The sequence below is a fragment of the Polaromonas aquatica genome (assembly GCF_050626995.1).
Lineage (GTDB): Bacteria > Pseudomonadota > Gammaproteobacteria > Burkholderiales > Burkholderiaceae_C > Polaromonas > Polaromonas aquatica_A.
Genome location: NZ_CP192467.1, coordinates 2,593,085 through 2,608,336 on the forward strand (window position 1 = coordinate 2,593,085; position 15,252 = coordinate 2,608,336).

10 protein-coding genes and 1 riboswitch are annotated in these 15,252 nt (G+C 62.8%); of the genes, 7 read left to right on the forward strand and 3 right to left on the reverse strand.

Translation table 11 applies throughout. The annotated features are described in order from the left end of the window. Positions 1-31: 31 nt before the first annotated feature. A complete protein-coding gene (locus ACQ4MS_RS12380) occupies positions 32-496 on the forward strand; it encodes a hypothetical protein (RefSeq protein ID WP_431094876.1) in 465 nt (154 codons plus the stop codon). Between the two features lie 93 nt (positions 497-589). On the opposite strand, the gene ACQ4MS_RS12385 is transcribed toward ACQ4MS_RS12380, so the two are convergent. Next, on the reverse strand, positions 590-1,702 hold the full coding sequence (locus ACQ4MS_RS12385) for an ABC transporter substrate-binding protein (RefSeq protein ID WP_431094878.1): 1,113 nt from the start codon (positions 1,700-1,702) through the stop codon (positions 590-592). Between the two features lie 193 nt (positions 1,703-1,895). Between ACQ4MS_RS12385 and uvrA the strand changes: the two genes are divergently transcribed. Beyond that, positions 1,896-7,769 carry an excinuclease ABC subunit UvrA gene (gene uvrA / locus ACQ4MS_RS12390; protein WP_431094880.1) on the forward strand — a complete coding sequence of 1,958 codons (5,874 nt, stop codon included), beginning with the start codon at positions 1,896-1,898 and terminating at the stop codon, positions 7,767-7,769. 285 nt (positions 7,770-8,054) lie between these two features. After that, positions 8,055-9,023: a tripartite tricarboxylate transporter substrate binding protein gene (locus tag ACQ4MS_RS12395; RefSeq protein WP_431094882.1), complete on the forward strand. Its 969-nt coding sequence runs from the start codon at positions 8,055-8,057 to the stop codon at positions 9,021-9,023. Between the two features lie 74 nt (positions 9,024-9,097). On the opposite strand, the gene ACQ4MS_RS12400 is transcribed toward ACQ4MS_RS12395, so the two are convergent. Next, positions 9,098-9,931 (reverse strand): HAD-IIB family hydrolase, encoded by an 834-nt coding sequence (locus ACQ4MS_RS12400; protein ID WP_431094884.1) that lies wholly within the window; start codon positions 9,929-9,931, stop codon positions 9,098-9,100. A gap of 263 nt (positions 9,932-10,194) precedes the next feature. Beyond that, a riboswitch (S-adenosyl-L-homocysteine riboswitch) is annotated at positions 10,195-10,267 on the forward strand. Between the two features lie 98 nt (positions 10,268-10,365). Here ACQ4MS_RS12400 and ahcY point away from each other — a divergent pair. The 4 genes from ahcY to ACQ4MS_RS12420 all read left to right on the forward strand — a co-directional run bounded on the left by ahcY (position 10,366) and on the right by ACQ4MS_RS12420 (position 14,507). Continuing rightward, positions 10,366-11,796, forward strand: a complete 1,431-nt coding sequence (gene ahcY / locus ACQ4MS_RS12405) for an adenosylhomocysteinase (protein ID WP_431094886.1) — start codon at positions 10,366-10,368, stop codon at positions 11,794-11,796. Between the two features lie 158 nt (positions 11,797-11,954). Then, positions 11,955-13,028, forward strand: coding sequence for a TlyA family RNA methyltransferase (locus ACQ4MS_RS12410; protein WP_431094888.1), 1,074 nt, complete (start codon positions 11,955-11,957; stop codon positions 13,026-13,028). An 8-nt stretch (positions 13,029-13,036) separates the two neighbouring features. Next, positions 13,037-13,867 (forward strand): methylenetetrahydrofolate reductase [NAD(P)H], encoded by an 831-nt coding sequence (gene metF / locus ACQ4MS_RS12415; protein WP_431094890.1) that lies wholly within the window; start codon positions 13,037-13,039, stop codon positions 13,865-13,867. 10 nt (positions 13,868-13,877) lie between these two features. Beyond that, positions 13,878-14,507 carry a septal ring lytic transglycosylase RlpA family protein gene (locus tag ACQ4MS_RS12420; protein ID WP_431094892.1) on the forward strand — a complete coding sequence of 210 codons (630 nt, stop codon included), beginning with the start codon at positions 13,878-13,880 and terminating at the stop codon, positions 14,505-14,507. Between the two features lie 15 nt (positions 14,508-14,522). Here the strand turns inward: ACQ4MS_RS12420 and ACQ4MS_RS12425 are convergent, their stop codons facing one another. Beyond that, the gene (locus ACQ4MS_RS12425; protein ID WP_431094894.1) at positions 14,523-14,993 is read right to left on the reverse strand and encodes a cupin domain-containing protein; all 471 of its coding nucleotides are present in this window, start codon (positions 14,991-14,993) and stop codon (positions 14,523-14,525) included. Between the last annotated feature and the right edge of the window lie 259 nt (positions 14,994-15,252).

The following is a 15,252-nucleotide window of genomic DNA, read 5'->3' on the forward strand; positions in this document are numbered from 1 at the left end:
GCGCCCTAGCGCATTTACTGGAGACCAGCTGATGATTTACACCAAGACGGAATCAGGCCAAGCAGCCGTACAGAACCGAACCGTCGCATTGACTCCCCGGCAGCGTTCTGCCTTCATCATGTTTGACGGCAAACGCACCATGGAGGATGTCGTCAAGGCCACTTCGGGTTTTGGCGTCACCGCAGAAGATATCAGCCACCTGATTTCGCTGGGTCTGCTGGCGCCGGCGGCTGTGCAGCCGCCCGCCGCACCTCCCCCGGAGGTGGCGACGCAAAACGCCGACGGCTCGCCGACGTTAAGTGCTCAGGAACATTATTCAAAGGCCTATCCCATCGCGACCCGCCTCACGGCCAGCTTGGGCCTCAGGGGCTTCCGGCTCAACCTCGCGGTGGAAGCCGCGGGCGACATCGACAAGCTCAAGGAGCTGGCGCCCAAGATCAAGGAAGCCGTAGGCCCTGAAAAATTCAGGGAACTTGAACAGGCCTTGTACGGCTGACCTGACGCGGAGCCGGGCATCGGGGCTCCAAGCAAAACGCCCGGCACAGCCGGGCGTTTTTACGGATGGTTTGATCGCTTGATTCGGCTGCGCCTAGCGCTTGAATTTTCCGTCAGTGCCGATGATGGACAGGTCGGCAAAGTCCAGCCCGGTGTGATCCTCGGGGCTGAAGCTCACTTCAAGCCCGCCGATGTCCAGCTTGCGGATGCCTTCCAGCGCCGTCTGGATTTTCTCGCGGGTGGGTTTTGAGCCGGCGCGGCGCAAGCCCTCCACCAGCACTTTGGCGGCGGCAAAGCCTTCCAGCATGGCGGGGCTGACCTCGCTCAGGCCTTTGGCTTTGGCAAGTTCCTGCGCTTCTTTCACCATGGGATAGGCGATGGAGCGCTCATAAGGAAACACCTGGGTGACGATCACGCCGCGGGCGTTGTCGCCCAGGCTTTTCACAAAACCGCCCGAGGCGTTGTTGGACAGCGTCACGATCTGCGCCGTGGAGCCGGCTGCCCGGAATGCCTTGACGCCATCGACCACCGCCTGGCCTGACGCCACCATGATGACGGCTTGCGCGTTGGACTGGTAGACCTTGGGCGCGATCGGGCCGAAGTCGGGTTTGGAACGGTCGAATTTTTCCAGCACAGCGGGTTGCAGTTTTGCCGTGGTCAGCCCCTTCTGTGCGCCCGCCACACCGTCGGCGCCAAAGCTGTCATCGGCATGCACAATGCCGATCCGCGTGATGCCCATGGAATGAAGGTGCGTGATGGCCTTCTCAGCTTCGCGCTGGTAGGTGGCCCGCACATTGAACACATGTTTCCTGACGGGCTGGTGCAACACCATGGCACCGGTCGACGGGCCTATCAGCGGCACGCCGTATTTTTCGAGCAGAGGAATGATGCCTTCGGTATGCGGTGTGCCGCGTGTGAGGAACAGCGCCAATACGTTCTGCTCTTCAACCAGCTTGCGGGCGTTCTCCGCCGTGAGCTTGGGTTCGAACTTGTCGTCGAGCGAGATGAGTTCTATTTTTTGCCCGTTCACGCCGCCCTTGGCGTTGACGGCATCGATGTAGAGCTTGGCTCCCTCGGTGGTTTCCTTGACGCCCGCGCCCACCGGGCCGCTGAAGCCGGCGGTTTGCCCGACGAGGATTTGTGCGTGGCTTGCGTGGGTGACGACGATCATCGCGATGGTGGCACACCATCGGCTGAGTTTGTTCATTTGGGTGACTCCGTAAGTGAAGAGGGATGTGCCTTCAAGTGGACCATGAAACCGCCGAAATTGCGATCAGGAAAACCAGAAGTCGCCCTAATTGGCGTAGTGAAAAGTGTGCAAAAAGGACATTAATCCCTACACCCCGCACAGCCGGTTGCCCTGTCTAGAATGTTTGACCTCTTCAGGAAAGACCGCACTCATGTCCCAGGGAACCATCCGCATCCGCGGAGCGCGCCAGCACAATCTCAAAAACCTCGATCTGGATATTCGCACCGGTGAAATGACGGTCGTCACAGGGCCCAGCGGCTCGGGAAAATCTTCCCTGGTGTTCGACACGCTGTTCGCCGAAGGCCAGCGCCGCTACGTGGAAACCTTCTCGGCCTATGCGCGTCAGTTCCTGGATCGCATGGACAAGCCGGCTGTCGACAAGGTGGAGGGCGTGCCGCCCGCGATTGCCATCGACCAGACCAACCCGGTGCGCAGCTCGCGCTCCACCGTAGGCACCATGACGGAGCTGAACGACCACCTCAAGCTGCTCTACGCCCGCGCCGCGCAGCTCTTTGACAAGCAGACCGCACAGAATGTGCGCCACGATACGCCCGAATCAATTTACGCCGAGCTGATGGCGCGTACAAAGGATGGCGATCCGCGCGTCGTGTTGACCTTCCCGGTCGAGCTGCCTGGCAACACCAGCGCCGAGCAGGTGGAGCAGTGGCTGTCGGTCAGCGGCTTCACGCGCGTGCATGCCCAGCGCGACGTCGCCACGCCCGCCGGCCCGCACAAGCTGCTCGATGTTGTGGCAGATCGTTTTCGCACGCATGCGGTGGAAAAGTCCCGTGTAATGGACGCCATCGAAACCGCCCTCAAACGCGGCGGGCGGCTCAACATCTATGTGCAACACGCTGAGGATGGTCAGCCTGATCAGATGTGGCGCTTTTCGACAGGCCTGCATTGCCCCGACAGCGACCTGCGCTATACCAACCCCACACCCTCGCTGTTTTCCTTCAACTCGGCCATGGGTGCCTGCGAAACCTGCCGCGGCTTCGGCCGCGTGATCGGTGTTGACTACGGCCTGGTCATTCCCAATGACAAGCTCACCCTGCGCGCCGGTGCCATCAAGACCATACAGACCCCGGCCTGGAAAGAGGCCCAGGACGATTTGATGCGCCACGCCGAGGCGGCGGGCATTCCGCGTGACACGCCCTGGTACAAGCTCACGCCGGCGCAACAGGGCTGGGTGATCAACGGCATGCCGGGCTACAAGGACGGCAACTGGAACAAGCAGTGGTACGGCATCAAGCGCTTTTTTGAATACCTTGAAAGCAAGGCTTACAAGATGCACATCCGTGTGCTGCTGTCCAAGTACCGCAGCTACACGCAGTGCGAGACCTGCGGAGGCGCGCGCCTGAAGCTCGAGTCGCTGCTCTGGCGCCTTGGTTCCAAGGAAGCCGCCGACGCGGTGCTGCCACCCAGCCAGCGTTTCATGCCGGTCGGCGTGCATTGGAGCCGCGAGCAGCTCGAAGCCTTGCCGGGCCTGGCGCTGCATGACCTGATGCGCCTGCCCATCGACAGGCTTCGGCAGTTCTTCAGCGGCCTATCGCTCGACGTGATGGGCGACGATGCCGAGCTGCAGGCGCTCAAATCCCTGTTTGAAGAAATCCAGACCCGTGTGAAATACCTGTGCGACGTCGGCATCGGCTACCTCACGCTCGACAGACAAAGCCGCACGCTTTCGGGCGGCGAAGTGCAGCGTATAAACCTCACCACCGCGCTGGGCACCTCGCTGGTCAACACGCTGTTTGTGCTGGACGAACCTTCCATCGGCCTGCATCCGCGCGACATGAACCGCATCACCCAGGCCATGCACCGCCTGCGCGACGCCGGCAACACGCTGGTGGTGGTTGAGCATGACCCGGCCGTCATGCTGGCGGCCGACCGGCTGATCGACATGGGCCCAGGTCCGGGCGAGAAGGGCGGCCAGATCGTGTTTGACGGTACGCCTGACGACATCAAACATGCCGATACGCTGACGGGCGCCTACCTCGGATCCCGCAAACAGGTGGGCATGGGCTTCAAGCGCGCGGTGACCGACAACACGCCGCGCCTCATCCTCGAAGGCGCGCGCGACCACAACCTGAAAAACCTGACGGTTGATTTCCCGCTGCAGCGCCTGGTCTGCGTGACGGGCGTCAGCGGCTCGGGCAAGTCCACGTTGATGCAGGACATCCTGGCGCCGGCACTGCTGCGCCAGTTCGGCAAGGCGACTGAAACGCCGGGTCTGCACGACCGCCTCATGGGCGCCGACCACCTGACTGACGTGGTGTTTGTCGACCAGTCGCCCATCGGCAAGACAGCGCGCTCCAACCCCGCCAGCTATGTGGGTGCGTGGGATGCGGTGCGCGACCTGTTCGCCCTGGCGCCCATGGCGAAACAGCGAAGCTACACCTCGACCAAATTCAGCTTCAACAACGGCGACGGCCGCTGCCCAACCTGCGGCGGTTCGGGCTTTGAGCATGTCGAGATGCAGTTTCTGAGCGACGTTTACCTGCGCTGCCCCGACTGCGACGGCAAGCGCTACCGCGCCGAGATCCTTGAAGTGACGATTGAGCGCAAAGCGATTGGTGATATCAAGCCGCGCCTGCTGAATGTGTCCGACGTGCTGGATCTGACGGTGAGCGAGGCGGTGGCACTCTTTGCGCAAGACCGTGAAGTGGTGCGCGCGCTGCAGCCCATCGTGGACGTGGGCCTTGAATATGTGAAGCTGGGCCAGCCCGTGCCCACGCTCTCGGGCGGCGAGGCGCAGCGCCTGAAGCTCGCGGGTTTTCTGGCCAATGCCAGCAAGACTACGAGCGCCAGCAAGCAGGCGTTGGCGCTTCGGCAGCCGGGCCGCGGCACGCTGTTCTTGTTTGACGAACCGACCACCGGCCTGCATTTTGACGACATCGCCAAGCTGATGCGCGCGCTTCGCAAACTGCTCGAGGCCGGCCATTCGCTCATCGTGATTGAGCACAACCTCGACGTGATCCGCTCTGCCGACTGGCTGATCGACCTTGGCCCGGAAGGTGGTGAAGCCGGCGGCCTGCTGGTGGCCCAGGGTACACCTGAAGAAGTGCGCCAGCATCCGACTTCGCACACCGCATTGGCGCTGCGCGAATACGAGCAGGCCATGGGCAAGGTGCACGGCGTCGAAGAGTCGCGGCCCAAGGTCTGGGCCACGCGGCCGGCTTTCTCCAACCTGATCCAGATCGTCAACGCCAAAGAGAACAACCTCAAGAGCCTGTCGGTCGACATTCCGCGCGGCAAGTTCAATGTGGTGACCGGCGTGTCGGGCTCGGGCAAATCCACGCTGGCCTTTGACATCCTCTTCAACGAAGGCCAGCGGCGCTACCTGGAATCGCTCAACGCATACGCGCGCAGCATCGTGCAGCCGGCGGGCCGGCCTGAGGTCGATGCGGTCTATGGCATCCCGCCCACTGTGGCGATCGAACAGCGCCTGTCGCGCGGCGGGCGCAAGTCCACTGTGGGCACCACCACCGAGGTCTGGCATTTTCTGCGCCTCTTGTATGTGAAGCTGGGCATCCAGCATTGCACCAAAGACGGCGCGGCCGTGATGCCGCAAAGCCCCGAGAGTATTGCCGCGCAGCTCATCAAAACCTACCGCGGCCAGCACATCGGTCTCTTGGCGCCGCTGGTGATCGCACGCAAAGGCGTCTACACCGAGCTGGCCGACTGGGCACGCCCGCGCGGTTACACGCATTTGCGCATCGACGGCGAATTTCTGCCGACCACCGGCTTTCCGCGTATTGACCGCTTCAAGGAGCACACGGTTGAGCTGCCGATTGCCGATATCCATGTATCGCCCGACAACGAAGGCGCACTGCGCGCTGCGTTGGCGACGGCGCTGGAACACGGCAAGGGCGTGGTCCACGTGCTGGCGCCGCTTGACGGCCTGCGCGGCGCGATGATGGCTGGGAGTAGCGCCAAAAATATCGGCAAGCTGATTGCGTTTTCGACCAAGCGCGCTTGCCCGATCTGCGCCACCTCGTATGCCGAGCTGGACCCGCGCCTCTTCAGCTACAACAGCAAGCACGGCTGGTGCCCCGACTGCGTGGGCACGGGCGTCAAGCTCACCAAAGAGCAGCGCAAAGTGTTTGACGACTCGGTGATGGACGATGACAACAAGGGTCGCGAGCAGAGCTTTGCCGAGCCTGAAATGGAAGACGTCGCCGGCACCGCCTGCCCGACCTGCGAGGGCACGCGTCTGAACGCCAAGGCCCGCGCTGTGAAATTTGCGGGCGTCGGCATTGCCGACATCGCGGCGCTGTCGGTCACGGACGTGCGGCGCTGGGTCGAAACACTCGCACTGCTGGGCCGCGAGGCCGGCATTGCGCGCGATTTGATTCCCGAAATCAAGAGCCGGCTTGAGTTCCTCGAAGACGTGGGCCTGGGCTATCTCACGCTGGACCGCGGCGCGCCCACGCTCTCGGGCGGCGAGGCGCAGCGCATACGCCTGGCGGCGCAGCTGGGCTCCAACCTGCAAGGCGTCTGCTACGTGCTGGACGAGCCGACGATTGGCCTGCACCCGCGCGACAACCAGATCTTGCTGAGCGCGCTGGGCAAGCTCAGCGACCGCGGCAACACGCTGGTGGTGGTTGAGCATGACGAAGACACGATCCGCCGCGCCGACAACATCATCGACATCGGACCCGGCGCAGGCAAGCGCGGCGGCACGCTGGTGGCGCAGGGGACGGCGGCGCAGCTGTCGGCCGTACCCGAGTCACTGACGGGCCGTTACCTCGCGAACCCCTTGATTCATCCGCTGCAGGTCCGGCGTGAAACCCGCAAGGGTGCAGCGCCGGTGGTTGCGGTGAACGATGCGCCTGTCGATGTCAATGCCAAACCCGTGAGCAAGCAAAAGGCGGCCACACTGAAAGCCGCGGCACTCAAGGCCGCCGCAGCCAGTGCCAGTGCGCTGCACAACGCGGCGCCCGCCGCCGCCGGGCCTTTCACCTCCTGGCTTACCGTGGTCAATGCCGATCTCCACAACCTCAAGGATGTGTCGGTCACCGTGCCGTTGTACCGCCTGGTGGCGGTGACGGGTGTGTCGGGCTCGGGCAAATCGACGCTCGCGCGCGATGTGTTGCTGACCAACGTGCATGCCGGCGTCATGCAGCGCTCCACCAAGTCGGGCCGCGATGCCGACAACAAAGGCAACACGCCCGACTGGACCGGCTGCGAACGCATCGAAGGCTATGCGGCGGTAGACCGCGTGCTTGAAGTGGACCAAACGCCCATCGGTAAAACGCCGCGCTCCTGCCCTGCGACCTACATCGGCTTCTGGGACACCATACGCAAGCTCTTTGCCGATACGCTGGAAGCCCGCGCGCGCGGGTACAGCGCCGGGCGCTTTTCGTTCAATACCGGCGAAGGCCGCTGCCCGACCTGCGAAGGCGCGGGCGTGCGCACCATCGGCATGAGCTTTTTGCCCGATGTGAAGGTGCTGTGCGAAACCTGCCACGGCGCGCGCTTCAACCCAGAAACCCAGACCGTGACCTGGCGCGGCAAAAACATCGGCGATGTGCTCAAGATGGAAGTGGACGAGGCGGTGGACTTCTTCGCCTCCATGCCCAACATCAGCCACCCGCTGCAGTTGCTCAAGGACGTGGGCCTGGGCTACCTCACGCTGGGCCAGCCTTCACCGACGCTGTCAGGCGGCGAGGCGCAGCGCATCAAGCTGGTAACCGAACTCAGCAAAGTGCGCGACGACATCACCCGCCGCGGACAGAAAGCGCCGCATACGTTGTACGTGCTGGACGAGCCCACGGTGGGCCTGCACATGGCCGACGTCGAAAAGCTGATCCACGTGCTGCACCGCCTCGTCAACGGTGGGCACAGCGTGGTGGTGATCGAGCACGACCTGGACGTGATTGCCGAAGCGGACTGGGTGATTGACCTGGGGCCGGACGGCGGCAATGCGGGTGGGCGGGTGGTGGCATCCGCGCCACCTGAGGCTGTGGTCAAGCTCGGTACGCACACAGGGAAAGCGTTGCAAGGTGTTTTGGAAAGAAGTTGAACACTCCCGGCTTACTGCGTGTAGGCTGTTCCCATTTGTGGAGGAGGGCGGCGCCTGCTGGCTGGCGAAGCCAGTTCCGCGGTCCCTGCTGACCTGAATCCGTTTGCTATTGAATTGATAGCTAATGGTCCGGATATTACCTGGGCTAGAGCCCTAAATCGCTTAAAAAATCCCCGGGCAGCCTGACGCCGGTGTGACAGCCCTTCAGGTGTTGCCCTGATGTGCCGGTGGCTTGCGGAACGCATGATGGGGGCTGTATCTGCCACACGACCAGGAGAAATGTTCATGCAACGCCGCCCTTTTCTGCACATCGCCGCCGTCTTGGCCCTGATCGCCGCCGCGGCCATGCCGGCCCAGGCGCAAACTTTCCCGGCCAAACCCATCAAGCTGGTCATCGCCTTCCCGGCGGGCGGGCCGACCGACATCACGATGCGGTCACTGGCCGACAACGCCTCCAAAATCCTCGGCCAGACGGTCATTGTGGAAAACAAACCCGGCGCGGGCGGCACCCTGCCGGCGCAGCAGCTGCAGGGCGTGCCCGCCGACGGCTACACGCTGGCGCAAATTCCGCTGGGTGTGTTCCGCCTGGGCTACACGACCAAGATCAACTGGGACCCGGTCAAGGACATCAGCTACGTCATCAATGTGACCGGCTACGCCTTCGGCATCGTGGTGCCGGCCGACAGCCCGCTCAAGACCTGGGCCGACTTTGTGGCCTATGCCAAGGCCAATCCCGGAAAGCTGACCTACGGCTCCACCGGCACGTTGACCAGCCCGCACCTGACGACCGAACTCATCGCACAAAAGGCCGGCATCGAATTGCAGCATGTGCCTTACAAAGGCAGCGCCGACCTGATGCTCGCGCTGGTCAGCGGCCAGCTGATGGCAGGCGCCGACAGCACCGGCTTTGCGCCCCAGGTCGAAGCCGGCAAGCTGCGCGTGCTCAACACCTGGGGCGAAAAGCGGCTCGACAAATTCCCGAATGCGCCCACGCTGAAAGAGCTGGGCTACGACGTCGTGCAGAACTCGCCCTTCGGCATAGGCGCGCCCAAGGGCACGCCGCCTGAGGTGGTGAAACGCCTGCACGATGCCTTCAAGAAGGCAATGGAAGAGCCCAGCTACGTGGCCGCGTTGGCGCGCTACGACATGCTGCCCAACTACCTGAGTTCAGCCGACTACACGAAGTTTGCGCAGGAGACAGTGGGACGCGAGAAGATTCTCATCGACAAGCTCGGGCTGGCCAAGCCCAACTAAAGTTCGGCCCATGCCGGGCTGGTGTTCGCTGGCTGCGCTGGCCCCGCTGCGCGACGAAGCCCGCAGGCGGGACGCTACACGGGGTGAACGTCAGCAGGGGTGAGCAACATATTGGCCACTTCGGCAAACCCCGCGCCGCGCTCACCACGCGTTACATAGCGCGGCAGGTGCGCCAGCTGCGGCACAAAACGCGCGACGTTGGCTACGCCCACGCTATTTGCAAAAGCCTTGAACATCAGTTGGTCGTTGGTCGAGTCGCCCACATACACCCAGCGGTCCATCTCGGCGTCCAGGTCGCGCTGCCAGAGCTGGTGGACTATCCAGCGCGCGCCCTCAAGTTTGTTGTGGCTGCCGTACCAGCCGTTGATGTGGATGCTGCTCACGGTGGCGTGCATGCCTTCGCTTTTCATCAACGCCACGACGGCGGCGATTTGCGCGTCGCTCAGCTGTACAAATTCACTGTGGTCAATCGCAATGTCGGTTTCCCGGCCCGGCGAGTCGGTGGCACGGGTAATGCCAGGCAGCTCGCGCTCGATGCGCGCCAGAACGGCCTGCATGCGCGCGAAGTTGGCGGTGCGCGTGGCGGCATCTTGTTGATATAGTTTTGATAGCGGTTTGTGCCCGTTCTGCAAGGGCTGCAGGCCTTTTTCATGCTCAGAAAGCAGGGCGACAGCCCCGTTTTCCGCCACGATCACATCAACCGGCCAGCTCGCCGCGAAGGGCTCACTCCAGCCCACAGGCCGCCCGGTGATGGCCACGACTTTGAACCCGGCACCTTTTAACGCACCCAGAGCCTCCAGCGCGTCGCTGGTAATCGCCCCTTCGGTGGTCAGCGTGTCGTCGATGTCGGTAAAGACGCCTGTGATGCGGTGACGTTCTGTAACCGGCCATTGCTTGAGTTCTTGCATGGTGAAATTTTCGCACTGAATGTGGCCCCCACGGTTGCTCACTGCGTGTAGCGCCCTGCCCCCCGAGGGGGCCGCCCGCCCTCCGGCCCGGCAAAGCCGGTTCCGGGGCTCATGCTGGCTTGAAGAATTCTTTGGTACGGCCTGTGATGGGGTATTTCACCAGCGGGGGCCGCGGGTCCGGCTTCGCCGGCCCCAGGCGCCGCCCCCTAGAGGGGGGAACAGGCTACACGAAGTGAGCCTGAACGGGGGGGGTATAATCGTGGCTTCCTGAGGAGCGTTGCAAGCCACATCACGTGGACCAGGCTCAGGACTTCATTGCAACCACGCTCACCCGCATGCGCTTTCAAGCCGGGTGAATGACTGAATTCTCCCTTTCTTGAAAACCATGCCCGTGGCGATTTTGCCCAGCTGACGTTTGATATTTGGAGAACCGTATGAGCGCTGTCCTGAAACCTTCCACCGACTACACCATTGCCGATATTTCGCTTGCCGCCTGGGGCCGCAAGGAATTGAACATCGCGCAGACCGAAATGCCAGGCCTGATGGCCATCCGCGAAGAATTCGCGAAGGCGCAGCCGCTGAAGGGCGCGCGCATCACCGGCTCGCTGCACATGACGATCCAGACCGGCGTGCTGATCGAAACGCTGCAGGCCCTGGGCGCTGAAGTGCGTTGGGCTTCCTGCAACATCTTCTCGACGCAAGACCACGCCGCTGCCGCAATTGCCGCCGCCGGCACGCCGGTATTCGCCATCAAGGGCGAAACCCTGGCCGACTACTGGGACTACACCCACAAGATTTTTGAATTCAACGGCGCCAAGGGCACGCCTGAAGAAGGCCCCAACATGATCCTGGACGACGGCGGCGACGCAACGCTGCTGATGCACCTGGGCACCAAGGCCGAAAAAGACGCGAGCCTCATTTCCAAGCCCGGCAGCGAAGAAGAAATCTGCCTGTTCAACTCGATCAAGGCCAAGCTGGCGCAAGACCCGACCTGGTACAGCCGCCGCCTGAAGAACATCATCGGCGTGACCGAAGAAACCACCACCGGCGTGCTGCGCCTCAATGAAATGTCGGCCAAGGGCACGCTGGCCCTGCGCGCCATCAACGTGAACGATTCCGTCACCAAGAGCAAGTTCGACAACCTGTACGGCTGCCGCGAATCCCTGGTCGACGCCATCAAACGCGCCACCGACGTGATGGTCGCCGGCAAGGTCGCACTCGTGGCCGGTTACGGCGACGTGGGCAAGGGTTCTGCCCAGGCCCTGCGCGCACTGAGCGCACAAGTCTGGGTGACCGAGATCGACCCGATCAATGCCCTGCAGGCCGCGATGGAAGGCTACAAGGTCGTGACCATGGAATACGCTGCCGACAAGGCCGACATTTTTGTGTCCGCCACCGGCAACAAGAACGTGATCACGTATGAGCACATGGCTGCGATGAAAGACCAGGCCATCGTCTGCAACATCGGCCATTTCGACAACGAAATCGACGTTGCTGCGCTCGAAAAATGCAAATGGGAAGAGATCAAGCCGCAAGTCGACCACGTGATCTTCCCGGACGGCAAGCGCATCATCCTGCTGGCAAAGGGCCGCCTCGTGAACCTGGGTTGCGGCACCGGCCACCCCAGCTTCGTGATGTCGTCGAGCTTTGCCAACCAGACGATTGCGCAGATCGAACTGTTCACCAAGAAAGACGCTTACGAAGTGGGCAAGGTCTATGTGCTGCCCAAGCACCTGGATGAGAAGGTGGCACGCTTGCACCTGAAGAAGGTCGGCGCTGTGCTGACCGAGCTGAGCGACGAGCAGGCTGCGTACATCGGTGTCAGCAAGGCTGGCCCGTACAAAGCCAACACCTACCGCTATTAAGCTTCCTGGCTACTGCGCGACCCGATAGCGGTGTTGCGGGTCCCGATCAGGCAATCCTCATGCACCTCAAGTGCATTCCGGTTGCCTGACGCCCGCGCCTTGCTCTCGGGCCGCTCGCTACGCCTTTGAGGCTGTTGTTGGGATACCGGACACACTACATGCGCGCTGACCTTTTCCTCGTCGAACACGGCCATGCCGCCACCCGCTCGCAGGCCCAGCGCCTGATTGCTTCAGGTGTGCAGTGGCGTCCTGAGCCCGACGCTGCCTGGAAGAAGGTCGCCAAGAACGGCGACGAGATTCCCCCAGGCGCCGAGCTGCAGTTGCTGGACACCACCGAAGCGAAATACATCTCGCGCGGCGGGCTCAAGCTCGAAGGCGCCCTCAAGGCCACCGGGCTGAATGTGGCCGGCATGCGCTGCCTCGATATCGGCCAGTCCACCGGCGGTTTTACCGACTGCTTGCTGCAGCACGGCGCAGCGCAGGTGGTGGGCGTCGATGTGGGTCATGGCCAGCTGCACGCCAGCCTGCGTGAAGACCCGCGCGTGGTTTGCATTGAAGGTGTGAACGCCCGGTCCATGACGGCGGCCGACCTGATGGCCGGCCATGCGGGCGACAGCAGCGACATGGATTTTTCGGAGAACTTCGACGGCGATGAGGATGACGCTGACCTTGGTGAGACGAGCCCGGCAACAGAAGCCAACTTCGACTTCCTGACCGGCGACCTGTCATTTATCTCGCTGACGCTGGTCTTGCCTGCGGTGGTTCGCCTGCTCAAGCCAGGCGGTGATCTGCTCATGCTGGTCAAACCGCAATTCGAATTGCAGCCCGGCCAGATCGGCAAGGGCGGCATTGTGCGTGATGCAGCGCATTTTGAATTTGTGGAAAAGCGCTTGCGCGACGCCTGCGCGGCCTTGGGGCTGGAAGTGAAAGCCTGGCTGGAGTCACCGATTGAAGGCGGCGACGGGAATCGCGAATTTTTTATCCAGGCCGTGAAAGGCCAGGACGTGGCGGGCGAAGACCAGCCGCTACCCGCTGCGCCGCAGCGCAAGATTGCCAAACGTGTTTCGCGCAGCGAGCTGCGAGCCTCCCGCGCGCCGCACGAAGATTCCGAACTCGCGCATGCCGGCCAGCCTGGTCCTGCGCGTGGAAAGCGGCGCGACAAGAAAACCAGTTCCGGCGATTCAGCGCCGAATAACGACGATAACGACGATAACGACGATAACGACGAGTGAGATCTGTGATGAACCTTCCCCTCAGCTTTGAATTCTTCCCGCCCAAGACACCTGAAGGCGCAGAGAAGCTGCGCATGGCGCGTCAGGCTCTGTATGCGCACAAGCCCGAGTTCTGCTCTGTCACTTTTGGCGCAGGCGGCTCTACGCAAGACGGCACCTTCGGCACGGTGGGCGAAATCCTGGCAGAAGGCGTGCCCGCAGCCTGCCATTTCTCATGCGTGGGAGCCACCAAGGCCACCGTGCGCCAGCAGCTCACCACTTTGCAGATCATGGGCGTGAAACGCCTGGTCGCCCTGCGCGGCGACTTGCCCAGTGGCTACGGCGCGGGCGGCGAGTTCCACTACGCGAGCGACCTGGTGGCCTTCATCCGCGCTGAAACGGGCGATGCCTTCCGCATCGAAGTAGCTGCCTATCCGGAAGTCCATCCCCAGGCCAGATCGGCCGACGCCGACCTGAAAGCCTTTGTGCAAAAGGTCAAGGCCGGCGCCGACTCGGCCATCACACAGTATTTTTTTAACGCTGACGCCTACTATCGTTTTGTTGATGACGTGCAGGCGCTGGGTGTGGATGTGCCCATCGTGCCCGGCATCATGCCCATCATCAGTTCCACGCAGCTCATGCGGTTTTCCGATGCCTGTGGCGCCGAGATTCCGCGCTGGATACGCCTGCGCCTGCAGGGCTTTGGCGACGACACAGCGTCCATCAAGAGCTTCGGCCTCGACGTGATCACCGGCCTGTGCGAGCAGCTCTATGCCGCAGGCGTGCCCGGCATCCATTTCTATACGATGAACCAGGCCGCGGCAACGACCGAAATCATCGGGCGGCTGCAGCGCACCTGAGGCCGCCACCATGCAGCAGGGTGCCATCCGGTCTGCCGCCACCCTGGGTGCAGCGCTGCTGCTGGCTGTGCTGGCAGCATGTACTGCGGCGCCATCAAACAGGCCATCCACCGCGCCAGCGACGGCGTCCGCAGGTGCTGCCGGACCTGCATCGCGTCCTTCACGCCCGGCAACCGATGCATCGCCCGCGGCCAGTGGCATAAGCGACGAGGTACCGCCTTCAGCCGCCGCGCCCCGGCCGCAGCTGCTCGCCGGCGAAGTGCCCCGCGAATTCCAGCGCGGCCAGGCCTCCTGGTACGGGCCGCGCTTCAACGGGCGGCGTACCGCCAGCGGTGAGCGTTTTGACATGCACGACCTCACCGCCGCGCACCGCACGCTGCCCTTCGGCACCATGGTGCGGGTCCACAGCCTGGTCAACGGCCGCGACGTGGATGTCCGCATCACAGACCGCGGCCCCTACAGCGGCAACCGCATCATTGACCTGAGCCGCGCCGCGGCGGAAGAGCTCGGCATGCTGGGCATGGGGCTGAAGGAAGTTGTGTTGCTGGTGCCGGAGTCCACACCTGAAGTCGCTACGACGCCGCCACCCAAACGCCAGCCGGCACGGCGGCGTCCAGCGGCGCCCCGCACCGCTCGCTGATTAAAAGCGCGTCGCTCAGTTCACGAAGGTCACATCGTCCCTGGCCTGCGGCGGGATCTTGATGGCCAGCGCCTTGACGGGCCCGCTGGTCACCAAGGTGCCGCCATGCGCCGTGCCTTTGGGAATGATGATCAGCGTGCCCGGCTTGAACTCCTTGCGCTCAGCACCCAGCCACATGGCACCACTGCCTTCAATGATGTACTGGATCTCGTCGGTTTTCGGGTGAATGTGTTTGGCCACGTTGCCCGACTGGATGCCGATGGTGGCGTTGTCGGTGATGACGAGGCCCCTGGCGTTCATTTCAGGATTCGGTGTGCCGGGTATGTCGACGTGCTTGAGTGCCGCCAGGTCAATCATTGCCGGCGCCAGGGGCACAGCCTGCGCATGCGCATCGGGCAGGGCGTGCCGGGCCAGCGGCGACAACGCCATCCCGGCCACAAAGGCCAAGGTGACGGCAAAACCGAGGACGGTGGTGGTATGGCGCATGGAATCCTTTTGTGGGGTTTGTGTATGGGCGGGCCAGTATGTGCATGTTGCGACGGGCTTGCCAATAGCGGTGACCCGACCCGGCAACCTGCCTTTTTCGCTTCGACGCAAATCCTGTCACCACAGCGATGAGTTGTCTGTTGCCTGTCGTACTTGCTATCAATTTGATAGCATATTGCGCCCAACTCCGTTGGCCTGACGGCAGTTTTCGCGATAAAAATTGCTTAAAACTGCCCGAAAAACAGCGTCAAGTCGCCGT

Excerpts from the sequence above, each read along its gene's own strand:
- ACQ4MS_RS12395 (WP_431094882.1), top strand. The coding sequence starts at position 8,055 with ATGCAACGCCGCCCTTTTCTGCACATCGCCGCCGTCTTGGCCCTGATC.
- ahcY (WP_431094886.1), top strand. The coding sequence starts at position 10,366 with ATGAGCGCTGTCCTGAAACCTTCCACCGACTACACCATTGCCGATATT.
- metF (WP_431094890.1), top strand. The coding sequence starts at position 13,037 with ATGAACCTTCCCCTCAGCTTTGAATTCTTCCCGCCCAAGACACCTGAA.
- uvrA (WP_431094880.1), top strand. The coding sequence starts at position 1,896 with ATGTCCCAGGGAACCATCCGCATCCGCGGAGCGCGCCAGCACAATCTC.
- ACQ4MS_RS12410 (WP_431094888.1), top strand. The coding sequence starts at position 11,955 with ATGCGCGCTGACCTTTTCCTCGTCGAACACGGCCATGCCGCCACCCGC.
- ACQ4MS_RS12420 (WP_431094892.1), top strand. The coding sequence starts at position 13,878 with ATGCAGCAGGGTGCCATCCGGTCTGCCGCCACCCTGGGTGCAGCGCTG.
- ACQ4MS_RS12385 (WP_431094878.1), bottom strand. The coding sequence starts at position 1,702 with ATGAACAAACTCAGCCGATGGTGTGCCACCATCGCGATGATCGTCGTC.
- ACQ4MS_RS12400 (WP_431094884.1), bottom strand. The coding sequence starts at position 9,931 with ATGCAAGAACTCAAGCAATGGCCGGTTACAGAACGTCACCGCATCACA.
- ACQ4MS_RS12380 (WP_431094876.1), top strand. The coding sequence starts at position 32 with ATGATTTACACCAAGACGGAATCAGGCCAAGCAGCCGTACAGAACCGA.
- ACQ4MS_RS12425 (WP_431094894.1), bottom strand. The coding sequence starts at position 14,993 with ATGCGCCATACCACCACCGTCCTCGGTTTTGCCGTCACCTTGGCCTTT.